At 58.4% G+C, this 22,956-nt stretch carries 21 protein-coding genes and 1 other RNA gene; 11 read left to right on the top strand and 11 right to left on the bottom strand.

Annotation, left to right across the window (positions count from 1 at the left end):
* Positions 1-94 precede the first annotated feature (94 nt).
* Together ABXH05_RS08465 and ABXH05_RS08460 are read right to left on the bottom strand one after the other, a co-directional pair.
* Positions 95-937 (bottom strand): tetratricopeptide repeat protein, encoded by an 843-nt coding sequence (locus ABXH05_RS08465; protein WP_353560628.1) that lies wholly within the window; start codon positions 935-937, stop codon positions 95-97.
* Between the two features lie 165 nt (positions 938-1,102).
* A complete protein-coding gene (locus tag ABXH05_RS08460) occupies positions 1,103-1,771 on the bottom strand; it encodes a glutathione S-transferase family protein (RefSeq protein WP_348136740.1) in 669 nt (222 codons plus the stop codon).
* A gap of 124 nt (positions 1,772-1,895) precedes the next feature.
* Here ABXH05_RS08460 and ABXH05_RS08455 point away from each other — a divergent pair, with 124 nt between their 5' ends.
* The 3 genes from ABXH05_RS08455 to ABXH05_RS08445 all read left to right on the top strand — a co-directional run bounded on the left by ABXH05_RS08455 (position 1,896) and on the right by ABXH05_RS08445 (position 4,618).
* Positions 1,896-3,269, top strand: coding sequence for a leucyl aminopeptidase family protein (locus ABXH05_RS08455; RefSeq protein WP_353560627.1), 1,374 nt, complete (start codon positions 1,896-1,898; stop codon positions 3,267-3,269).
* Between the two features lie 144 nt (positions 3,270-3,413).
* Positions 3,414-3,752, top strand: coding sequence for a MarR family winged helix-turn-helix transcriptional regulator (locus tag ABXH05_RS08450; protein ID WP_353560626.1), 339 nt, complete (start codon positions 3,414-3,416; stop codon positions 3,750-3,752).
* On the top strand, positions 3,752-4,618 hold the full coding sequence (locus ABXH05_RS08445; RefSeq protein WP_353560625.1) for a C40 family peptidase: 867 nt from the start codon (positions 3,752-3,754) through the stop codon (positions 4,616-4,618). The genes ABXH05_RS08450 and ABXH05_RS08445 overlap by 1 nt, the downstream gene beginning before the upstream one ends.
* Here ABXH05_RS08445 and ABXH05_RS08440 read toward each other — a convergent pair.
* From ABXH05_RS08440 to ABXH05_RS08415, 6 genes are all read right to left on the bottom strand, one after another.
* The gene (locus ABXH05_RS08440; RefSeq protein ID WP_353560624.1) at positions 4,615-6,252 is read right to left on the bottom strand and encodes an ABC transporter ATP-binding protein; all 1,638 of its coding nucleotides are present in this window, start codon (positions 6,250-6,252) and stop codon (positions 4,615-4,617) included. The two genes, ABXH05_RS08445 and ABXH05_RS08440, sit on opposite strands and share 4 nt — an antisense overlap.
* Complete coding sequence (locus ABXH05_RS08435) at positions 6,249-7,352, bottom strand: ABC transporter permease (RefSeq protein ID WP_353560623.1); 1,104 nt, start codon at positions 7,350-7,352, stop codon at positions 6,249-6,251. Before ABXH05_RS08435 ends, ABXH05_RS08440 begins: the two co-directional genes overlap by 4 nt.
* 3 nt (positions 7,353-7,355) lie before the next feature.
* Positions 7,356-8,459, bottom strand: coding sequence for a microcin C ABC transporter permease YejB (locus tag ABXH05_RS08430; RefSeq protein ID WP_353560622.1), 1,104 nt, complete (start codon positions 8,457-8,459; stop codon positions 7,356-7,358).
* Between the two features lie 99 nt (positions 8,460-8,558).
* A complete protein-coding gene (locus ABXH05_RS08425) occupies positions 8,559-10,412 on the bottom strand; it encodes an extracellular solute-binding protein (protein ID WP_353560621.1) in 1,854 nt (617 codons plus the stop codon).
* Positions 10,409-12,283: an extracellular solute-binding protein gene (locus ABXH05_RS08420; protein WP_353560620.1), complete on the bottom strand. Its 1,875-nt coding sequence runs from the start codon at positions 12,281-12,283 to the stop codon at positions 10,409-10,411. The genes ABXH05_RS08425 and ABXH05_RS08420 overlap by 4 nt, the downstream gene beginning before the upstream one ends.
* Before the next feature lie 154 nt (positions 12,284-12,437).
* Entirely contained in the window at positions 12,438-13,139 is a 702-nt protein-coding gene (locus tag ABXH05_RS08415; protein ID WP_353560619.1) for a c-type cytochrome, read from the bottom strand.
* 298 nt (positions 13,140-13,437) lie between these two features.
* Between ABXH05_RS08415 and ABXH05_RS08410 the strand changes: the two genes are divergently transcribed.
* Positions 13,438-14,220 (top strand): 3-deoxy-manno-octulosonate cytidylyltransferase, encoded by a 783-nt coding sequence (locus tag ABXH05_RS08410; protein WP_353560618.1) that lies wholly within the window; start codon positions 13,438-13,440, stop codon positions 14,218-14,220.
* Entirely contained in the window at positions 14,217-15,071 is an 855-nt protein-coding gene (locus ABXH05_RS08405; RefSeq protein ID WP_348136730.1) for a prephenate dehydratase, read from the top strand. Before ABXH05_RS08410 ends, ABXH05_RS08405 begins: the two co-directional genes overlap by 4 nt.
* Here ABXH05_RS08405 and nudC read toward each other — a convergent pair.
* Positions 15,068-16,009, bottom strand: a complete 942-nt coding sequence (gene nudC / locus ABXH05_RS08400) for an NAD(+) diphosphatase (protein WP_348136729.1) — start codon at positions 16,007-16,009, stop codon at positions 15,068-15,070. The two genes, ABXH05_RS08405 and nudC, sit on opposite strands and share 4 nt — an antisense overlap.
* Before the next feature lie 157 nt (positions 16,010-16,166).
* On the opposite strand from nudC, the gene ffs reads away from it, so the two are divergent.
* The 5 genes from ffs to ABXH05_RS08375 all read left to right on the top strand — a co-directional run bounded on the left by ffs (position 16,167) and on the right by ABXH05_RS08375 (position 19,769).
* An RNA gene (gene ffs / locus ABXH05_RS08395) (signal recognition particle sRNA small type) lies at positions 16,167-16,264 on the top strand.
* A gap of 41 nt (positions 16,265-16,305) precedes the next feature.
* Complete coding sequence (locus ABXH05_RS08390) at positions 16,306-18,228, top strand: DNA polymerase III subunit gamma/tau (protein ID WP_353560617.1); 1,923 nt, start codon at positions 16,306-16,308, stop codon at positions 18,226-18,228.
* Entirely contained in the window at positions 18,228-18,545 is a 318-nt protein-coding gene (locus ABXH05_RS08385) for a YbaB/EbfC family nucleoid-associated protein (RefSeq protein ID WP_348136725.1), read from the top strand. Before ABXH05_RS08390 ends, ABXH05_RS08385 begins: the two co-directional genes overlap by 1 nt.
* Positions 18,546-18,560: 15 nt before the next feature.
* Entirely contained in the window at positions 18,561-19,166 is a 606-nt protein-coding gene (gene recR / locus ABXH05_RS08380; protein WP_353560616.1) for a recombination mediator RecR, read from the top strand.
* Between the two features lie 42 nt (positions 19,167-19,208).
* Positions 19,209-19,769, top strand: coding sequence for a pyridoxamine 5'-phosphate oxidase family protein (locus ABXH05_RS08375; RefSeq protein ID WP_353560615.1), 561 nt, complete (start codon positions 19,209-19,211; stop codon positions 19,767-19,769).
* Between the two features lie 68 nt (positions 19,770-19,837).
* On the opposite strand, the gene ABXH05_RS08370 is transcribed toward ABXH05_RS08375, so the two are convergent.
* Positions 19,838-21,181 (bottom strand): alanine/glycine:cation symporter family protein, encoded by a 1,344-nt coding sequence (locus tag ABXH05_RS08370; protein WP_348136722.1) that lies wholly within the window; start codon positions 21,179-21,181, stop codon positions 19,838-19,840.
* A 3-nt stretch (positions 21,182-21,184) separates the two neighbouring features.
* Positions 21,185-22,324, bottom strand: a complete 1,140-nt coding sequence (locus ABXH05_RS08365; protein ID WP_353560614.1) for a DNA recombination protein RmuC — start codon at positions 22,322-22,324, stop codon at positions 21,185-21,187.
* Positions 22,325-22,428: 104 nt separating this feature from the next.
* On the opposite strand from ABXH05_RS08365, the gene def reads away from it, so the two are divergent.
* Complete coding sequence (gene def / locus ABXH05_RS08360; RefSeq protein WP_353560613.1) at positions 22,429-22,947, top strand: peptide deformylase; 519 nt, start codon at positions 22,429-22,431, stop codon at positions 22,945-22,947.
* Positions 22,948-22,956: the final 9 nt, after the last annotated feature.

The following is a 22,956-nucleotide window of genomic DNA, read 5'->3' as shown; positions in this document are numbered from 1 at the left end:
CACTCCCCGGCCTCATTCATCCATACAAATACAAAAGGCCTGCAGGGATTTCCTGCAGGCCTTTTGTATTGCAGCGCATATCAGCGCCGGGTGTCTACTCGATGATGACCGGGTTGTTGTCAGCGTTTGCTTCACGGGCCCACAGAGCAGGCTGGGTCACGATTGTGCGCAGTTCCTGAAGGTTGCCATCCACAGGCTCGGGCGCCATCTCGGCGCGGGCGAGGCGTTCAGCATCTGTGTACTCACCGCGCAGGCCAAGCACGAGAGCAAGGTTCTGACGCATCTTTGCCGTGGCCTTTGGTTTCGACATGGCCTCACGCATGGCAAGTTCTGCGTCTTCCAGATCATCGGTCAACGCATAGGACAGTGCGAGATTGTTCCACGGTGTTGGTTCGTTTGGTGCTGCAGAAATTGCGGCACGGTAGCTTGCGCGGGCGTCGTCGTGCTGGCTCAGCTGATCATAGGCAACACCCTGTGCTGCCAGTGTGCGCCAGTTGCGCGGATCAAAACTCAAGGCCTGCTCAAAAACCGGCATGGCGTCTGCAGCGCGACCTGCCGCTGTAAGTGTTTTGCCATATTCGGCCAAAATGCGTGGATCATCCGGTGTCAGTGAGCCGGCGCGGGTCAAAACATCGAGCGCTGCAGGCATAGACCCAATGGCACGCAAGGCAGATGCATATTCAGCCGCCGCCTCAGCGTTGCGGGGGTCCTGTTCGTAAAGACCGCCCCAATAGGCTGCCTTGGCGACAACATTGCCGTTTACCTCAGACATGACGTCAGCATCCTTGAGACGTGTATCAAGGTCTGGGCCGGATTTGGACCCAGCGCCTGTCGTCTGACAGCCAGCAACGAGCGCTGCAACAGCGCAAGCAGCGATGACGCGGCGCAGGCGCTGCGATGACAATGTATCCAGTGCGGAACTCGGACGCAGTTTCACGGGAACTCTCTTCCACATTTCCATACGAAAGCATGGTTGCCAGCCCGGGGGCCGGCGTGAACCATTTCCATTGGGGAACATGGTCGCAAACAGCCCTCAAGAAACTGTTAATCATGACCGATGGATTTGCGCCTTACGCCTTAAGGACGGCCGAGCCGCCGCTGGCTATCGTCCCATCTGGGCGCGGGCGCCCAACACCCATTCGCGCATTTCTGGCATGGAGTTGATGGTTTCCATGTAAGCCCGCGCGGTGCCATCGCGGTCGCCAAGTGCCACCAGGTCGGGCGCATAGGTTTCAAGCCGCGATACCACAGGGGCATACATGGCATCAGCAATGGAAAATGTCCCAAGCAGATAGGGGCCCCCTCCCGCCTCTCCAAAGCGCCCGCGCGCCTCGGTCCAGATTGCGATGATGCGGCTGATGTCCTCCGCCACCGCGTCGTTCATGCCTTCACCGGACCTGTGGTGTGTGCAATCCATCGGCATATCTCGGCGCAGTGCAGTGAAGCCCGAGTGCATTTCCGCCGAGATGGCGCGCCCATGGGCGCGTGCCTGTGCGTCATCAGGCCATAAACGTGCGTCTGGCAGACGGTCAGCCAGGGTTTCAAGAATGGCCAGAGAGTCCCAAATGGTTTCATCCGCCCATTTGAGGACGGGGACTTTTCCAGCTGGCGAGTGAGACAGGCACTGAGCCTTGGTTTCGGCACCCTGACGCAGCGACACGTCAACTTCTTCGAAATCCAGCCCGGCCACTTTCATGGCCAACCATGGGCGCAAGCTCCAGGATGACCAGTTCTTGTCACCGATGACGAGTTGAAGGGGTGGTGTGTGCATTTTGGTGCCTCACAGTAATGACAGCGCATATTCCATTGGCCTGTAAGACCGTGCCATATAGCGGTGTCGCCTTCTACTCCCAAGGCAACACACGATGATCCCCAGATTGGACCCCGACTGACCCATGCTTGATGTTTTTATTGATGCCGGCCCCGCCACTCCTGTGACCCCTGTTTCCGCTGGCGCCCTGAGTGCGTGGATTGAAACTGCAAGCCCCGGGCATGCAGCATGGGCAAAAGCACAGGGTTTCAAAGCGAAAGCCGGCGAGACACTGGCATTGCCAAACGCCGAAGGTGCCATTGAGCGCATCCTGTTCGGGTTGGGCGATGAGAGCGACCCGTTCGTCTATGGGGGCCTCGCCGGAAAACTTCAGCCCGGTGACTATATGTTTGATCCAACGCCGGAAGACGCATCGGTTGCCCTGCTCGGGTTTGCATTGGGCACCTATGCATTCAATCGCTACAAATCCGGCAGCAAGGACGACGCACCCAAAGTCCGCATGGTGGTGCCGACAGGCGTGGACTGCCAGGACGTATCGCGAATTGCCAGGGGAATCTTTCTGGGCCGCGACCTCATTAATACCCCGGCTGCCGATATGGGCCCGGCAGAGCTGGAGGCGGCAGCAGAGAAGCTGCATCACCGCTTCGACACCCGTCTGTCCGTCATCACAGGTGACGACCTGCTGCGCGACAACTACCCCATGGTGCATGCTGTCGGTCGCGCCAGTGACCGCGCGCCTCGCCTCATTGACCTCACATGGGGCCGCAATGACGCACCAAAGATTACGCTGGTGGGCAAGGGTGTCTGCTTTGATACGGGTGGGTTGAACCTCAAGCCTGGCAACTTCATGGCGCTGATGAAGAAGGACATGGGTGGCGCGGCGGCGGCACTTGGTCTGGCGCAAATGATCATGGAGCGCGGCCTTGATGTCCGATTGCGGGTTCTGATCGGCGCCGTTGAAAATTCTGTAGCCGGCAATGCCTTCCGGCCCAGCGACATTTTGCAAAGCCGCAAGGGGCTGACTGTTGAAATCGGCAATACGGACGCTGAAGGCCGGCTGGTGTTGGGCGATGCCCTGGCTGAAGCTGACACCGAAACACCGGAACTGCTGATTGATTTTGCCACACTGACCGGTGCGGCACGCGTTGCTCTTGGGCCCGAGCTGCCGCCCTTCTTCACCAAGGACGATGCCCTTGCCGCCGAGCTGGAAGACGCCGCTACTACGGCTCATGACCCCGTATGGCGCCTGCCGCTTTGGGCACCATATGACAGCTGGCTGGATAGCAAGATTGCAGACGTGAATCACATCTCAGACGGCCCGTTCGCCGGGTGTATCACCGCGGCTTTGTTCCTCAACCGGTTTGTGACCGAAACCACGTCCTATGTGCATTTTGACATCTATGGGTGGAACGCCAAACCACGTCCGGGCCGTCCGGTTGGTGGCGACATTCAGGCCGTGCGCGCCCTCTACCATCTGCTGACCAAGCGATACGGCTGACCAGGCTCGCGTCAAAATCATTTCGTAGGCGGTTGCAGTGCGAGGCGCCTGAGCGCTACCATTAACCATGTTGAGCGCTAGCGCCCGGTCTTGGGGGACCGATTTCACGCAAGCCCGACAGCCGAAAAGGGGGCGTGCGGCGCAATGGATCTCAAATCCGTTGAAGCTTTGAAGCTGTGGCATGACGTTGTGACCGATACGGTCCGCGATGATGGCCCTGATCTGTCTTCACGCCAGATGGCAATTTTGCTGACCGTCTACCTGTCGCCACCGCCCCATACGGTGCGGGGACTGTCAGAGGGTCTCAATATCTCCAAGCCGGCCATCACGCGTGCATTGGACGCCATGGGACGGATTGATCTGCTCAAGCGCAAGCGCGATGAAAATGACCGGCGCAACGTGCTTGTTCAGCGAACGGTAAAGGGATCCGTTTATCTTTCAGAGTTCGCCGAGCTGATTGCCAAACACGCCAAGGATATCTAATGGCCTCCCTGCGTCCTGCTCTTGATCCCCGTCTCAATGTCTTTCGAGATGATCTGGCGGCTGATGTCCTCAAGGGCCAGGTAGAAGCGACCCGCTTTGCATCAGGACGGCCTGCACATGTGACTGCACCCGTCACAGCTTTGCGCCGCCGCCCGGAAGTGGATGGGCCGCGCGACACGGAACTGCTCCACGGGGAAAGCGTCTTGGTATTTGACGAGGCAGACGGGTTTGCATGGGTTCAGTCACAGCGTGATGCCTATGTCGGCTACGTATCCCTTGCCGCTCTTGAGACAGGCACACCGACACCGACCCATCGTGTCTCGGCCCTGCGCAGCTTCATCTATAGCGAACCAGACCTCAAATCGCCCATGAACAGCTGGCTGTCGCTCAACTCGCCGCTTGTTGTTACGGGGACACAGGGGCGCTTCAGTGCGCTTGCGGGCGGCGGACACGTCTTCAGCGATCACATATCAGCCACCGACATCTTCGCACCGGACTATGTTTCAATCGCCGAGCAGTTCTTGGAAACACCCTATTTATGGGGCGGCAGATCAAGCCTGGGACTGGATTGCTCGGGCCTTGTGCAATGCGCATTGGAGGCCGCCGGCATCACCTGCCCACGGGATACCGATATGCAGGAGGCTGCGCTTGGCACAACTATGCCTGATAGCGAGCCGCTGAAGCGTGGGGACCTGCTGTTCTGGAAGGGGCATGTAGGCATCATGGCAGATGGCGCGACGCTGCTGCATGCCAATGCAACGCATATGAAGACCGTCGAAGAGGCCGTGGAACCTGCGATTGCCCGGATCGCCCAAACGGACGGCCCTGTTACATCCGTAAAGCGGTTGGCAGCCCTGTCGCGTTAGCTCGCCACAACACCTTCAGGCGCTGTCTCAAGATCGAAGGCTGCCGCCATCAAGGCCTTGGTGTAGTCCGTCTGCGGATCATCAAAAATCTGATCTGACGACCCCTGCTCAACCACCTTGCCATTGCGCATGACGATGACTTCGTCCGCCAGCGCCCGTACGACTTTGAGGTCGTGGCTGATGAAGAGATAGGCAAGATCGTGCTTTTGCTGAAGGTCCCGCAGCAGATCGACAATCTGCGCCTGCACTGACATGTCCAGCGCACTGGTGGGCTCATCCAGCACGACAAAGTCGGGCTTCAACGCCATGGCCCGCGCGATGGCAATGCGCTGGCGCTGGCCGCCGGAGAACTCATGGGGGTATCGATCCATGGTTTCCGGATCAAGGCCGACCTCGACCAGCGCTTCCGCGACGCGTTTACGCCGTGCGTCATAATTCAGATCGGTACCGTGGACGAGCAGCCCCTCTTCCACGATCTGCGCCACTGACAGGCGCGGACTGAGAGACCCGAACGGATCCTGAAAAACGATCTGCATGTCAGCGCGGCGACTGCGCAATTCGGACCAGCTGTCGTCTTCGATGTGCTGACCCATGAAGACAATGGGTCCGTCCGAGTCGATGAGCCGCAACAAGCCAAGGCCGAGGGTGGTCTTGCCGGACCCGGATTCACCCACCACGCCCACCGTATGCCCTCGCCGCACGGTGAGAGAAATACCGTCTACGGCTTTCACGTGGTCGACCGTGCGTTTCAGCACACCTTTTTTGATCGGGAACCACACCTTGAGATCGTCCGTGGACATGATCTCAGGTGCATCAGCCCGCGCGGTCAGCGGTTTGCCCTTGGGCTCACTGCCCAATAGATGGCGGGTGTATTCATGCTGCGGGTCATCAAACAGACCGGCTGTCTCGCCTTCCTCGACGATATGCCCCTTGTTCATGACACACACGCGGTCAGCCATTTTTCGAACAATGCCAAGGTCATGGGTGATGAGCAGCATGGCCATGCCCATTTCCTGGCTCAGGCTCTTGAGCAGTTTGAGGATCTGCGCCTGAACGGTTACATCAAGAGCGGTTGTCGGCTCATCAGCAATCAACAGGCGCGGCTCATTGGCCAGCGCCATGGCAATCATCACGCGCTGACGTTGCCCGCCTGACAATTCATGCGGATAGGCGCCCAAGCGGGACTCGGCGTTTTGCAGGCCGACCTTGTTGAGCAGTTCGAGCACGCGTTTGCGTGCGGCCTCGGCACGCAAGCCGCGATGGACAGCGAGCACTTCACCCACCTGCCTCTCGATGGTGTGCAGCGGATTGAGGGAGGTCATCGGCTCCTGAAAGATCATCGAGATCTCGTTGCCGCGAATGCCCATCAAGGTGCGTTCGTCCGCACCCATAACCTCTTCACCACGATATTTGATCGACCCTGACGGATGAGACGCTGCGGGATAAGGCAGCAGCTGCATCAAGGACAGAGCTGATACAGACTTGCCTGACCCGGACTCGCCAACAAGGGCGAGCGTCTCGCCTTCAGCAAGATCGAAAGAGATTTTGTCGACCGCCAGCGTCTCGTTGCCGTCCTGGGTAAAGACAACAGAGAGATCTTTGACCTCAACGAGCTTTTGATCAGCACCACTCATTGCAGTGTCTTTCTTGGATCAAAGGCATCACGGACGGCTTCACCAACAAACACGAGCAGGCTCAACATGGTGGCAATGACAATAAAGCCGGTGAAGCCAAGCCACGGGGCCTGCAGATTGTTTTTGCCCTGTGCCAGCAGCTCGCCCAGCGAGGGAGACCCCGGCGGCAGGCCGAAGCCCAGGAAGTCGAGCGCGGTCAGGGCTGTTATCGACGAGTTGAGAATGAACGGCAGGAAGGTGAGCGTTGCCACCATGGCATTGGGCAATACGTGCTTGAAGATGATGGCCACGTTGCGCAGGCCAAGTGCCCGGGCTGCGCGCACATATTCAAGGTTTCGGCCCCGCAGGAACTCCGCACGCACCACACCCACCAACGCCACCCATTGGAACAGCAGCAGGATACCCAGCAATATCCAGAAGGTTGGCTCAATGACGGCGGCGATGATGATGATGAGATAGAGCGAGGGTACCGAGCTCCATATCTCGATCAGACGCTGGCCGATCAGATCTATCCAGCCGCCGAAATACCCCTGCACGGCGCCCACCGCGACGCCAATGATGGACGCAAAGATGGTGAGGATCAGCCCAAACAACACGGAAATCCGGAAGCCATAGATGACGCGCGCTACCACATCGCGCCCCTGATCATCCGTACCCAGCCAGTTTTCAGCACTGGGGGGCGCGGGCGCGGGCACAGGCAGATCAAGATTGATGGTGTCGTAGCTATAGGGGATGAGCGGCCAGATGATTGTGCCGCCTGCGTCCTCAATCAGCTCCTGCACGAAGGGGTCGCGATAGTCAGCCTCTGTTGCAAAGTCCCCACCGAAGTCGGTTTCGGGATAGGCCACAAAAACCGGCATGTAGACGCCGCCTTCAAATGTGACGAGCAACGGTTTGTCGTTAGCGATGAACTCGGCAAACAGGCTTACGACGAATAGAACGCCAAAGAACCATAGTGCCCAGTAGCCGCGGGAGTTTGCTCTGAAATTCCGCCAGCGCCGCTGATTGATTGGCGATGTGCGTGCCTTGTTGAACCGCCCGATCCAGGTGGCTTCCCAGTTGATCTTGCCCTGTGCGGTTTTATCGAGGATCGCGTTCATGTATTACCGCGCCTCAAAATCAATGCGCGGATCAACCAGCGTGTAGGTGATGTCAGACAACAGGCTCACCAGCAGGCCGATGAGGCCGAAGATGTAGAGCGTGGCGAACACCACCGCATAGTCGCGATTGACGATGGATTCAAAACCCAGCAGGCCCAAACCATCCAATGAAAATACAGTCTCGATCAACAAGGAGCCGGTGAAGAACGCGCCAATGAAGGCCCCGGGGAAGCCCGCAATCACGATGAGCATGGCGTTGCGGAAGACATGACCGTAGAGCACCTGCTTTTCAGCCAGTCCCTTGGCGCGGGCCGTCACCACATAGTGTTTCTTGATTTCATCCAGGAAGGAGTTCTTGGTCAGTAGCGTCGTCGTCGCAAAGCCAGCCAAGACCATGGACGTGACCGGCAGAATGATGTGCCAGAGATAGTCGGTAACTTTTCCAAACAGGGAGAGCTCATCGAAATTGTCCGATGTGAGCCCTCTTAGTGGAAACAGGTCGAAATAGCTGCCACCGGCGAATACCACGATCAGCAGCACAGCAAGCAGGAAGCCGGGTATCGCGTAGCCGACAATGATTACCGCAGATGTCCATACATCAAATGGCGTGCCATCGCGCACGGCCTTTGCGACCCCCAAGGGGATGGACACGCCATAGGCTATGAACATGGTCCACAGGCCAAGCGAGATGGAGACGGGCAGCTTTTCGGCAATCAGGTCGAGGACTTTGACGTCCCTGAAATAGCTCTCGCCAAAGTCAAAGCGCACATAGTCCCAGACCATGTTTGCAAATCGTACGTGTACGGGCTTATCGAAACCGAACTGGCGCTCAAGATCGGCGATGAATTCCGGGTCCAACCCTTGAGCACCGCGATATTTGGCTGTGGCGCCCGCATCACCGCCGGCCGACTGGGCACCGGCCCCCAGGTCACCCCCGGGAGATCCACCAATACGGGCCGTTGCTGAAACGTCATTGCCCTGAAGTTGGGCAATGATGCGCTCGATCGGCCCGCCGGGTGCGAACTGAACGATGGCAAAGGCCACAAGCAGGATGCCGAGAATGGTCGGCACCATGAGCAGCAGTCGTCTGATGATATAGGCAGCCATCGGGCGGGGTTTTGAAATCCAGGTCGGTGAAGACGGTTGAGAGGTCAGTGCGGGCGAATCGCAGTGTGCCCGAATCAGTGATGGTCTGAAACATATTCCCTACTGGTTAAGGGCAGCTTCCTTTTCAGTATCGACCCACCACAGGCGAATGACGCCCCGATGATATTTCGGCTTGATCTCGGGTTGGGCAAACTTGTCCCACACGGCCAGATTGTGCTCCGCCTTGTACCACTGGGGAATCCAGTAGTGTCCGGCCCGCAGCACACGGTCCAGGGCACGGGCGGCGGTCACCAGGTCCTCTCGGGACGTTGCTTCGGTTACCTTGTCGATCAACGCATCAATGGCCGGATTGGAGATACCGGCCAGATTGCGGCTGCCCTCCTGTGCAGCTGCCTCTGACCCCATGAAAGCACGCAGCTCGACGCCAGGTGTTTCGCGCATGGAGAAGCGGCGGGTGATGATGTCGAAATCAAAATCCTTGAGCCGCTCTTCAAACTGCGCCGCGTCGACCAGACGGATCTTGGCGTCGATCCCCAACAGGGCCAGATTCTTGATGAAGGGCTGCAGAACGCGCTCGAAGGTCGGCGTGTCGCTCAGGAACTCGAGTGTGAACGGCTCGTCAGACGCGTTCTTGAGAACGCCCTCGCGCACGTCCCAGCCAGCCTCCGCCAACAGGTCGCGGGCGATCTTCAACTGACGGCGGTCCTGCCCTGACGCGTTTGAGACAGGCGGCACGTAGACTTCGTCAAAGACACTGTCAGGTACCTGGCCGCGGAAGGGTTCAAGTAGCGCCAGCTCGGCTGCGTCGGGTGTGCCGGTTGCCTTCATCTCTGAATTTTCGAAATAGCTTTGCGTCCGTTTGTAGAGATCATGAAAGTGCTGGCGATTGGTCCACTCGAAGTCAAACGCATGGCTGAGGGCCTGACGCACAACCGGATCAGACAGATGCGGGCGGCGGGTGTTGACGAACCAGCCCTGCGTTCCCGAGGGACGATCATCCGGAGTGGTAAGCGTCACGACACGGCCATCTGTGACCGCCGGGAAGTCATACTTTGTGGCCCAGAAGCGCGAGGTGAATTCTTCCCGGAATTCGTACTCTCCGGATTTGAATGCCTCGAAGCCGGCTGTGCGATCACGAAAATACTCGAACCGGATCGAGCCAAAGTTGAAACGCCCTTTGTTGACCGCGAGATCCTTGCCCCAATAGTCAGGGTTCAGACTATGGGTAATCGTACGCCCCTGCTTGACGTCAGAGACCTGATAGGGGCCCGTGCCCAAGGGAGGCTCCAGGGTAGAGGCATCAAACTCGTTGGCTGAATAGTAAGCTTTGGAGAAGACCGGCAGATCCGCGACCGTAAAAGGCAGATCGCGCACCAACTCGCCTTCAAATGTGTAGAGGACAGTGCGGTCATCCAATACCTTGGCTGCAGCAACATCCCGAATAGCGGTTGTTACATGCGGGTGGCCTTGAGCCTTCAGCAAGTCAAAGGTGAATGCCACGTCCTCAGCCGTGAGAGCGGTGCCGTCGTGAAAAGTGACATTGTCGCGCAGGCGGAAAGCCACAGACATTTTGTCGGGTGCGATTGCTGCTGCTTCGGCCACAAGGCCGTACATGGCGTCCGGCTCGTCCCACGCCCGCGTCATCAACGTATCGAAGTTAAGCCGCATGCCGTGCGCGCCAGACCCCTTCAAAACGAAGACATTGAGCGTGTCGTAGGTCAGAAATCCCTGATTGAGATAGGCCTCTGAAGGGGACAACCGCAACTCGCCGCCCTTGGGCGCGTCGGGGTCCGCATAGTCGAAATGCTCAAAGGTCGCCGGGTATTTCAGGTCACCAAAAATCGAAATGCCGTGGCGCCACTCGCCGCCATTGGGCGCGAGATCTTCAGCAGCTGACGGCAACACAAAACCAATACTGACAGCGGCGGTCAGCAGACACGCGCGCAGGTTCATTCGGATGCCTCGCTGGCTGATGTGTCTTCAGCTTGCTTGGCGGCAAAGCCTTCCTCGTGCCACCACACATCGGGGAAGCCGCCCGCAGGAGCAAAAGCTGGAAGCGTTTCAGGCAACCCGAAACGGTCCCATCGGGCTGTGCGCAAAGAACTCCACCATTGCGGCACCACGAAGTGGTTCCACAGGAGCACGCGGTCGAGGGCGCGGGTTGCCGCCACCAGTGTTTCGCGATCCGGCGCAAAGATGATGGCATCAATCAGCTTGTCGATGGCCGGGTCCTTGATGCCAATCGTGTTGCGACTGCCATCCCTATCGGCGCTGGCAGAGCCCCAGAAGTCACGTTGTTCATTGCCGGGAGACAGGGACTGGGCGAAACCGTCCACCGCCATGTCGAAATCAAACTCTTCAATGCGTGCCTGATACTGCGCTGTATCCACAACGCGAAGGCTGGCCTCGATGCCGAGACGCTTCAGGCTTTGCTTATAGGGTAGCACCACGCGCTCAAATGTCGGAGAGCGAAGCAGGAATTCCAGCTCCATCTTCTCGCCGGATTCATTGTTGGTCAGTGCGCCGTCCTGAATGGACCATCCGGCTTCCTGCAACAGGGCCGTTGCCTTGCGCAGATTGGCACGCACGGCCCCTGTGTCTCCATTGACCGGGTTTTCGTAGTCAGCGGTAAAGACCTCGTCCGGTATCTGGCCGCGCAGGGGCTCGAGGATCTCAAGTTCCTTGGCGCTAGGCAGGCCTGTTGCTTCAAGCTCCGATCCTTCAAAGAATGAATCTGTACGCGCGTACTGACCAAAGAAGATGTTCTTGTTCATCCACTCAAAATCGAAAGCGAGATTGAAGGCCTGCCGCACGCGCGGATCGCTGAATTTCTCGCGGCGCAGATTGAAGATGAAGGCCTGCATGGGCGAGGCTTGATTGGTCTTGAAGGTCTGCAGGACCACGCGGCCATCGGTTACAGCGGGGAAGTCATATTCCGTCGCCCATCGCTTGGCGCTGTTCTCCAAACGGAAATCATAACGATCCCCTTTGAAGGCTTCGACCATGGCTGTTTCGTCGAGGTAGTACTCAATGACGAGGCGATCAAAATTGTGCTTGCCGCGATTAACGGGCAGATCCTTGCCCCAATAGTCGGCAACTCTTTCCAGGACAATCCGGCGACCGGGATCGACGTCTGCAATCTTGTAGGGCCCTGAGCCAACCGGCGGGGTCAATGTGGATGACGAAATATCGCGGCCGTCCGAGCCATCCCAATAGTGCTCCGGCAATACGTAGAGCTGACCCATGATGAGTGGCAGTTCGCGGTTGCCTTTCTCGTCAAACTCAAAGCGGACGCGATGGTCACCCAACGCTTCAGCCTTACTCACATTCTTGTAGTAGGACGCAAAGTGAGGGTGGTTTGCCGTCAGTGAGTTGAGGCTGAAAATCACGTCGCTCGACGTCAATGGCTCACCATCATGCCAGCGCGCCGTCTCGTGCAGCTCAAACTCAACCCAGCTGAAATCATCCGGATACGTCACAGACTTGGCGAGCAGGCCATATTCAGCACTTGGCTCATCCATGGAGTCAGCCATCAACTGGTCATAGATGGCGGTCACGGCACCGGGTTTCCCCTTGATGACAAAAGGGTTGAGGCTGTCAAACGTGCCAAAGGCCGCCTGCCGGAGTCGCCCGCCTTTGGGCGCATCCGGATTCACATAGTCAAAATGGGTGTAATCATCCGCATATTTGGGTTCGCCAATCAGCGACAGGCCATTTGTCGTAATCGTTTCCTGAGCCAGCGCGACACCGGGAACCGCCAGCAGCAGGGCTGTCAGCGAGAGGTTTGTGATGGCCTGTTTTGCAGCGAGGGGCCATGTGAGCATGTCTTTGAACCCGAATTGTTGGACGAATAAGTCAGTCGACACACACATTGTGACGAAACTGCGCCAGATATGCGAGAGGCGGACCCTCGACAAAGGATCCGCCTCTTCAAATTTCGGTGTTGTTACAGGCAGTTAATGTTGCCTGACCGCTCAGCTACTGAGCTGTTTCGGTGTTGGGGCGACCGTTGCGCTCTGGCTCATCGCCGCCACCGGAGGATGCTGCGGGGGCTGCTTCTTCAACAGGAGCAGCTTCTCCGGCTGCTGGTGCGCCTTCTTCGGCAGCTGCTTCTTCAACGGGCGCTGCTTCTGGCACCGCCGGCTTGGCAAACGGTGTTGGAGCCTGGGCTGCGAGATAGACCATGATGGCAGCACGATCCTCAGGCTTGTTGAGACCCGCAAAGGACATGATGGTGCCAGGGATATAGTCGCTTGGCTTCTTCAGGAATGCATTCATTGAGTCCCAAGTCCACTCGCCCGGCGAACTGGCCATGGCGGCTGAATAGTTGAAGTTGTCCAGATGGGCCTTCTTGCCGCCCATGACGTTCCAGAGATTTGGGCCGATCTTGTTGTCGCCGCCATCATCAAAGCTGTGACAGGCAACGCAGCGGCGCGCCACGCGCTCGCCGCGATCCGCCGTTGCAACGGCAATCAGTGCTTCAATCGGCTGCTCGACGGGTGCTTCTGCAGCGCCAGCGCCGGCCGCGCCTTCTTCCTCAACGCCTTCGACAATGAATGCCTTTTGTTCAGGCTCGGTTGGCGCATAAAGCGATGGGACCAGGAACATGCCAACGCCCAGCAGTATCAGGAGCGATGCCAGAACGGCGCCTGCAACCTTGTTGAATTCAAAACTGTCCATGATGCTGCGTGTCCGGTGTTTATCTTGTGTGACGTATGAGGCGCATGACGCTCAGGCGGGAATCAGAGCCGCATTGCGAGAAATGTACACGTCCCGCGCGGAGAGCCGCAGACTACCCGCTTCCGGTTTTGCCGGGCAAGACGTATAAGCGCCGGAAATACGGGTCAGATGCGCACATTTGGCCATTCGCGCTCCCAAAAGCGCGGCGAAGCGTCGCATTAGGTGCTTCCATGGTGCGTGAACGCCCCTATTCTGCCGTCTGCTGCCCTGACTTCCATTCCAGAATGTTGCCGAGTCCATGACCTCCACATCTACGTCACTGCGCCCCCTCCTGGTGATCCCGGCCCGGATGGCTGCGGCCCGACTGCCCGGAAAGCCGCTGGCTGACATCGCGGGCAAGCCGATGATCGTGCGCGTCTGGGAGATTGCACGCGACTGGGCCGCCAAGCGCGAAGGGGCACAGGTTCTGGTGGCAGCCGGAGATCAGGAAATTGTGGACGCCGTGAAGGCTGCCGGCGGCGACGCGGTCATGACCGACCCGGACCTGCCATCGGGCACAGACCGGTGCTGGGCAGCTGCCGAAACACTGGACCCGGACCAAAAATTCAATGTGGTGGTCAACCTGCAAGGCGATCAGCCGGTGTTTGATGCGGACATTCTTACTGCCGTGTTGACGCCCCTGAGCGATCCGGCCGTGGACATCGCGACGCTCTCGTCCGTCATCATTGATGAGCATGAGCGCGACAATCCGAATGTCGTCAAACTGGTACCGAGCTTTCCAGACCCGGACACACCTATCGCCCGGGCGCTGTACTTCACACGCGCCACAGCCCCGACTGGCGATGGTCCGCTGTATCACCATGTGGGCATTTATGCGTTCCGGCGCGATGCCTTGAAGCGCTTCGTCGCGCTTGCACCATCGCCGCTGGAAATCCGCGAGAAGCTGGAACAGCTGCGCGCCCTTGAACATGGTATGCGTATGGATGCTGCAATCGTTCCCCAGGGCACCCGCATCGGCGTGGACAGCCCGGAGGATCTTGAGCGGGTCCGGGCCTACTTCAACAACGAGAACAAGTCATGAGCGCTGAAAACACCATCGTCTATCAGGGCGAACCGGGAGCCAACTCACAAATTGCCTGCCAGGAAGTGTATCCGGGCATGACACCACGGGCTTGCGCGACCTTTGAAGAAGCGTTCGCGGCCATCAGTGACGGTGAAGCCCGGCTGGGCATGATCCCGATCGAGAACTCACTTGCCGGGCGCGTTGCGGACATTCATCACCTGATGCCGGAGTCCGGCCTCTACATCATCGGCGAGCACTTCCTGCGGATACGCTTCGCGTTGATGGCGCCCAAGGGGGCGAAGCTTGAAAACATCAAGACCGCCCAAAGCCACGTGATGGCACTGGGGCAGTGCCGCAAGACCATGAACTCACTTGGTATTCTTGGTCAGGTGGCTGCCGATACTGCAGGCTCTGCACGCGAAGTCGCAGAGCTTGGCGACGTCACCCATGCCGCGCTGGCCACGCCGGAAGCCGCTGACATTTATGGTCTTGATATTCTCAAGACGGACATGGAAGACGCGGACCACAACACCACGCGCTTTGTCATCATGGCAGCTGAACCTGACGATGCTACACCGGAAGAAGAGCCGGTGATCACCAGCTTCATTTTCCGTGTACGGAACGTTCCCGCCGCGCTCTACAAGGCCATGGGCGGCTTTGCGACCAACGGCGTCAACATGACGAAGCTGGAAAGCTATCAGGTTGCCGGCTCCTTCAACGCCACGCAGTTTTACGCGGACATTGAAGGACACCCCGATCGCCGCAATGTCAGGCTGGCACTGGAAGAGCTGCAGTTCTTCTGCAGCGAGCTCAAGATTCTGGGCATTTATCCGGCGAGCGAGTATCGCGCCGAAATTGCCGGCAACTAGCCTTCAGCGACCCAGCTCTTGATGAGCTGATGCGCAATGGCGAAAGGTGGCGGCACCCAGAAGCCTTTGTCTTCACCTGCAAGCACGGCCCGCAAATCATCGCGAGAGAACCAGCGGGCTTCATCAAGTTCGATGCCATCGACCGTGATTTCTTCGGTCTCAGCTTCGCAATGACAGCCGATCATCAGCTGTGAGGGATATGGCCAGGGCTGCGTTGAGTGGTAGCGCACATTGTGTACGGCAACGCCTGCTTCTTCCATCATCTCACGGGCCACCGCCTCTTCAATCGACTCGCCGGGCTCGATGAAGCCTGCGAGTGATGAGAACATTCCCTTGGGGAACATGGGCTGACGACCCAGCAATGCCATGTCGCCGCGGGTGGCGAGCATGATGGCAACGGGGTCTGTGCGCGGAAAATGCTCGGCACCGCATTCCGGGCAGACGCGCTTGTAGCCCGCTTCGGCCATGCGGCTGGGGTGACCACAGGCGGAGCAGTAGCCGTGGCGCAGGTGCCAGTCGATCATACTTTTGCCCTGCGCCATGATGGCCAGCTCACCGGATGTGATTTCACCTTTCATGGCGAGGCCGCGCAGGTCCTCAAATTCACCCATGCCCTTGAGGGGACCGTTCTCGGGGTTTTCTCCGAAGGTCACATCCGTGGCGAAGAGGGCCCGGCCGCGCTTGTTGATGCCCAAAAGCACAGTTGTGGATGCCGGGTTCATCAGCGGCTTCACCATCTCAGGTGGCATCCAGGCAATGTCCTTACCTTCGCTGGGTGCTGCTTCGGGCAACACGAAAGGCATCAATTTATAGAAAGGCACATACCGGCTTTCCGGGTCCTCCATCTTGCCTTTCAGCCACTCTTCGTCGTTCCGCTTGTCGCTGACACGGTCGAGTGGGTTGTTGGCAAATATGTTTGGATTGGGTTCAAGCGCCATTTTCGGCCTCTTCTTGGATTGAATGCGTCTGTTTCGGGCGGAAACCTGCCACGGCTGGGAATTGCGGGCAAACTTTCCAATTTGAAAGGTGGTTTGCGCGCCAATTCGCACCCGGTGGCTTGCCTAATGGGCCCCTCAATCTGATATAGTGCCTTCGGGAGGTTGGCGGCGGACAGGTCCACTCGCCAACCCGGTCAGATCCGGAAGGAAGCAGCCGTAACGAATTCGACCTGGGTCGTTTGTCCAGCCTCCCACCTTCATCTCACCGCCGATATGCCGGAGTACCGCGCGATCTCATGACGGCTCCATCTGACACAGGGCCTGGCGACACAGATTCAGGTGCTCTTGAAGAAGATGCCCCCAATCTGGGCATGACGGCAGATGACGCGGGATTTGATCTCATGGGCGGTGAGGCGACAGAGCCAGCCAAGCCTGCTGAATATCAGGTGCTGGCCCGCAAATACCGCCCCCAGACCTTTGACGATCTCGTCGGTCAGGAAGCAATGGTTCGGACGCTGGGCAATGCCTTTGCGACCAACCGTATTGCCCATGCCTTTATTCTCACCGGTGTTCGCGGCATCGGCAAAACCACCACCGCCCGCATTCTTGCGCGTGCGCTCAACTATGACGGTGACGGCATTGATGGTCCTACCATCGACATGCCCAAGCTTGGCATCAACTGCCAGGAGATCATGGATTCGCGCCATCAGGACGTGATGGAGATGGACGCTGCCTCACGTACCGGCATCGGCGACATCCGCGAGATCATTGAAAGCGTCCGCTACGCGCCGACGTCGGCACGCTACAAAGTCTACATCATCGACGAAGTCCACATGCTGTCGAACGCTGCCTTCAACGGGCTGTTGAAGACGCTCGAGGAACCGCCTGCGCATGTGAAGTTCATTTTTGCGACGACAGAAATTCGCAAGGTGCCCGTGACGGTGCTGTCTCGCTGTCAGCGGTTTGATCTGCGGCGGCTTGATACAGATGCCATGAGCGCGCATCTGGCAAACATCGCCAGCAAGGAAGGCGTGACGGTCGACGAGGGCGCTCTGGCGCTCATCGGTCGCGCGGCGGAAGGCTCCGTGCGTGACGGGCTGTCGCTGCTGGATCAGGCCATTGCGCACGGCACACAGGGCGAAACGATTTCTGCGGACGGCGTAAGGGCCATGCTTGGCCTGGCTGACCGTGGCCGCGTCTTTGACCTGTTTGAGCATGTGATGAAGGGCGATGTGGCCACCGCACTGACTGAGCTCGCAGCGCAGTACCACGATGGTGCAGACCCGGCTGTTGTCATTTCAGACATGGCCGAGCTCACCCATTGGCTTACGCGCCTGAAGCTGGTCGAGAAGGCCGCTGACGACAAGACAGTGTCCGACATGGATCGCACGCGCGGCCTTGAGATGGTTGCCAAGCTTTCCGTCAAATCATTGGCGCGCACCTGGCAGATGCTCCTCAAGGGTCTTGGCGAAGTCGAACGGGCACCCTGGCCTCTTGCAGCGGCTGAAATGGTGCTGGTCCGCCTTGCCTATGCAGCGGACCTTCCAACGCCGGAAGAACTCATCAAGAAGTTGCAGAACACACCAGCGCCGGCTACAGGCACTGCGCCGCCAGCAGGTGCGCCTGCAAGTGGTGGCGGCAGTTCAGCAGCCATGTCGGCAGGGGCATCTTCCGGGCCGGTTCGGTCGGTTCCGTCGGCACCACAGTCGGGCCCAACCATGGCGCAGGCAGCGCCTGCGGTGGACAGCGCCCCCGCCATTCAAATGCAGCGGTTTGAAGACGTCGTCGCGATGGCAGAGCAAAAGCGCGACGTGATGCTGCAAAACGCGCTTGAGCACGATGTTCAGCTCGTTAACTTCGCCCCGGGGCGCATTGAACTTGCCGTTCTGCGCGGCAGCGGCGACATCATTCAGGAGCTGTCACGCAAACTCTCCTCATGGACGAATGAACGCTGGTTTGTGACACAGGCCAAGCGCGACGCCGAGCCCGTTCAGCCCACAATCGGCGAAACCAAAAAGAACGCCCGCGAAGCCCAGATGCAGGCCATCCGGCAGGAGCCGCTTGTGAAGGCTGCCCTGGAGGCCTTTCCCGGCGCTGAAATCGTTGAGGTCCGAGACCTTGGAGCGGATGCCGCCGCTGAAGCGGCCAATACGCCCGCACCCGTCGAGCGTGACGATGTCATGGATGACGATGCGCCGAATACAGAGGATTTTATCTGATGAAGAACCTCACAGGTCTGATGAAGCAGGCCCAGGAAATTCAGGCCCGCATGGGCGAGATGCAGGAGCGCGTGGCTGCTCTTGAAGTAGAAGGCACGTCAGGCGCAGGCCTTGTGACCGTGACGCTTCGGGGCAAGGGCGAACTCAAAGGCGTCAAGGTCGACCCAAGCCTGATGGTTGCCGACGAAGTGGAAATTCTCGAAGATCTGCTGGTTGCTGCCCACGCTGATGCCAAGGCACGGCTGGATGACAAATTGCAGGAAGAGATGAAATCAGTCACGGGTGGCATGCCATTGCCACCGGGCTTTTCTCTTTAAGGCCTTTGTCGAAGCATGGCAGGGCACTCAGCAGGAACTGAAATTGAGCAGCTGATTCAGCTCCTGGCGCGATTGCCGGGGCTGGGCCCTCGATCTGCACGCCGTGCCGCACTGCAGCTGCTCTCCAAAAAAGAAACGCTGATGCGGCCCTTGGCGGATGCGATCAGCGAAGCTGCAGACCATGTGCTGACATGCACGACCTGCGGCAATCTTGATACGCAGGACCCGTGTTCGATCTGCGTCGACACACGACGCGATGCCAGCGTGATCTGCGTTGTGGAGCATGTTGCAGATTTGTGGGCGCTTGAACGCGCGGGAGCAAACTCAGGCCAGTATCACGTGCTTGGCGGCACGCTGTCCGCCCTTGATGGTGTGGGGCCGGACGATCTCAATATCGCGGGCCTTGTGAACCGCACCATGGGCGGCGACATCAAGGAAGTGGTGCTTGCGGTCAACGCCACCGTTGATGGGCAGGCCACCGCTCATTACATCATGGACCAGTTGGAAGGCTCTGGCGCGAATGTCAGCCAGGTTGCCCATGGCGTGCCTGTTGGCGGCGAGCTGGACTATCTCGATGACGGCACACTGGCCGCAGCCATGAAGGCGCGGCGACCTTTCTAAGACACCATGTTCATCTAGGACAGCAAATCTAGGAGCACCAAGATGGCGCAGCAATATGACAAGCTCGACGAACGGCTGCACAAGGTCATTGCCGCGCAGCATATCTTCTTCACAGCGACGGCCGCTGAAGGTACGCGCATCAACGTGTCACCGCGCAGTACCGAGTGGTTTCGCGCGATTGACGACAACACCGCCCTTTATCTGGACCAGACCGGCAGCGGCAATGAAACGGCTGCGCACCTGCCTGCTGACGGGCGGATGACAATCATGATGTGTTCGTTTGATGCGGCGCCCATGATCCTGCGGCTCTATGGCAAAGGGGATGTGATCCCCTATACGCACGCAGACTATGCGGCCCTCAAGACAAAATACTTCGATGGTCGCGAGCCTGCAGGTGCCCGGCAGATCGTCCGTCTGCAGTTTGATCTGGTGCAAACGTCATGTGGCTATGGCGTTCCACATTTTGCTTATGAGAGTGAGCGGGACACACTTACCAAGTGGGCCCAAGACAGGTCGCCAGACGACATGCGTGCCTATCGCGCCAAGAAGAACGCAAAGAGCATTGACGGCCTGCCGACTTGGGCTGCCAGCGAGGCAGAATAAAACGGGCGAGCAACCCATGTTGCCCGCCCGCTTCTTACTCACATTCCATGCGATCTAAATGACTGGTCCTATCGCTTGTCCCAGTACTCTTTGGTCTTTGCAAAGATCATGGGACCAAGGATCAGGAGGCCGATCAGGTTTGGAATGGCCATCATTGCGTTCAGCGTGTCGGCGATGAGCCAGATGAGCCCAAGGTCAAACAGGGCGCCCACAGGAATGGCCAATATCCACACCAGCCGGTATGGCCAGATGGCCTTTTCGCCCAGCAGAAACTGAACGCTGCGTTCGCCGTAGTAACTCCAGCCCAACACCGTGGTGAAGGCAAACACTGCCAAAGCCACAGCCACAATCTCGGCACCCAAAGGCAACGCGGATGCAAAGCCCGCGCTGGTAAGCGCTGCACCTGTCTCACCTGATGTCCACAAGCCGGAGGTGATGATCACCAGACCGGTCATGGTGCAGACGATGATTGTGTCGATGAAAGTCCCCAACATGGCGACGTGCCCCTGAGTAACCGGGCTGTCCGTCTTTGCTGCGGCATGTGCAATGGCTGCTGACCCAAGACCTGCTTCGTTGGAGAACACGCCGCGCGCGACGCCAAAGCGAATCGCGGCTGCAACCGCTGCACCGGCAAAGCCACCCGCTGCGGCCACTGGCTCAAACGCGTATTTGAAGATGAGGCCGAATGCAGCGGGGATCTCAGCTGCGTTGATGACCAGAATAACGGCCGCTGCACCGACATACAGAAGGATCATGATGGGGACCAGCGCACCGGCCACATCAGCGATGCGCTTGATGCCACCGATGAGAACCAGACCGACAACCACCATCATCACCAGGCCGGTGACAAGAGGCTCAATGCCAAAACTTGATTCAAGGGCATGGGCAACCGAGTTGGATTGCACGCCATTGCCAATGCCAAAGGCGGCGATGGCTGCAAACAGCGCGAAGGCAAACGCCAGAATTTTGCCGATGGCTGGAAAGCGGGCGCCGACACCATCTCGCAAGTAGTACATGGGGCCACCCACATGCATGCCCCGGCCATCAACTTCGCGATAGCTCACCGCAGCGACGGCTTCAGCATATTTGGTTGCCATGCCGATGAGGGCAATGACCCACATGTAGAAGAGTGCGCCGGGACCGCCGAGGAAGATAGCGGTAGCAACGCCGGCAATGTTACCGGTGCCCACTGTTGCCGCCAGCGCCGTTGCCAGCGCCTTGTGGGGAGGAATGTCACCCTCACCCAGCCGCTGCGGCGACATGAGCAAGCCGAACGCATGAAACAATTTCCGAAGTGGCATGAACAACAGGCCTGCCATCAGAAAAACGCCTGTTGCTGCAATCAGCACAAGCATCGGCACGCCCCAGACGATTGAATTCACATCGCCAACAAGTGTTGCCAAGGTCTCCATGTCTTATTCCCCCGCTAAAAGATCGCGCTGCCCTTCCGGCGGCACGAGTGAACCCGTTTCTTCTTCGCCAATCTCCAGACCGACGATGCGCTCCCCACGCTTCGTGATCTTATCTGTAGAAACGCCGATCTGGCGAATGTCTTCCTGCGTCTGCCCAAAGTGGCGCGACAGCTTGGAGACCCTGTCATCAAGGCGCATCACATCCGTCAGCATCTTTTCGACTTCTGCCTGAATCAAATGCGCCTGCTCGCGCATCTGTGCGTCCTTCAGAATAGCGCGCACCGTATTGAGCGTTGCCATCAAAGTGGTGGGCGACACGATCCAGACTTTTGCCTTGAAGCTTGCTTCAACAGTCGCTGGGAAATTCGCGTGTAACTCCGCATAGACTGCTTCAGACGGCAGGAACATCAGAGCCGAATCCGCTGTTTCGCCCGGAATGATGTATTTGGACGAGATATCGTTCACGTGCTTGAGCATGCTGTCGCGGAAAAAGCGTTTGGCCTTGGTGCTTTCGTCCTCGGTCTTGGCGTCCACCAGTGCCCGGTAGGATTCCAGAGGGAATTTCGAATCGACAGCAATCGAGCCCGGCGGGTTTGGCAGCTTGATAACGCAGTCTGCCCGTGCCCTGTTCGACAGGGTTTCCTGAAAGGCATAAGCGGATGGTGGCAACGCGGCGGTCACCAGATCCTGGAGCTGAATTTCACCAAAGGCGCCACGGGCCTGCTTGTTGGCCAGAATATCCTGCAAACCGACCATCTGGCCGGACAGCTCTCCGAGCTTCTTTTGGGCTTCATCAATGAGCGCCAAGCGGGTGTGCAATTGCGTCAGGGTTTCACCGGTTTTCTTGGTGTTGTCCTCAAGGCCGTCGCCCAGGCGCTTGGACACATGGTCCAGACGCTCATTCAGGGTCCGGGAAAGTTCAGCTTCGCGCTTGGCCTGAGCGTCCGACATGGCCGCCAACCGACCAGACAGCTGAGATTGGGCATCCATCAGGCTCGCCAGAGCCTTTTCCTGGGCTTCTGCCGCCCTGTCTGCCCGCTCCTGAGCGGAGGTATCCACGGGTTTTCGCATCACAAATGCCGCAATGCCTGCCCCTGCAAGGGCGGCCAGAACAGCGGCTGCGATGACAAAAACCATATCCATGGGCAAAAACCCTAGAAAACCTGAGAGAATCGACGCTTGTGGCCGACAGTATACCCATCACTGGCAAGTTGACGCGGCATGTCTGCTCGCTTATCTGACCGGTTATGGCCATACGCAAGATCATTACCGCTCCCGATCCGCTCCTCAAGCAGATCTCTGAACCCGTCGAAAAGGTGGATGATGAGATCCGCGCGCTGATGGATGACATGCTGGACACCATGTATGACGCGCCGGGCATTGGCCTTGCCGCCATTCAGATTGGTGTGCCCAAGCGCGTGATCGTGATTGATATCTCGCGCGATGATGCCCCCGCGGAGCCCATGTATTTCGCCAACCCGGAAATCATCGAGAAGGCCGATGAGACTGCGCCCTACGAAGAAGGCTGCCTGTCAGTGCCCGAGCTTTACGAAGAGGTAGAGCGGCCGGCCACATGTCGCCTGCGCTATTTGGACTATCAGAACGAATTGCGCGAAATTGACTGCGACGGCCTGCTTGCGACCTGCATCCAGCATGAAATGGATCATCTGGAAGGCATTCTCTTCATTGACCATCTGTCGCGCATGAAACGCTCCATGATGCTGAAGAAGCTGCAAAAGGCGAAAAAACTCGCCGCCACCGCCTAGTTGTCACAC

The sequence above is a fragment of the Pyruvatibacter sp. HU-CL02332 genome (genome assembly GCF_040362765.1).
In the GTDB taxonomy this organism is placed as follows: domain Bacteria; phylum Pseudomonadota; class Alphaproteobacteria; order CGMCC-115125; family CGMCC-115125; genus Pyruvatibacter.
Note: the sequence above shows the minus strand (reverse complement) of the source record. Positions and strands in the feature narration are given on the sequence as shown.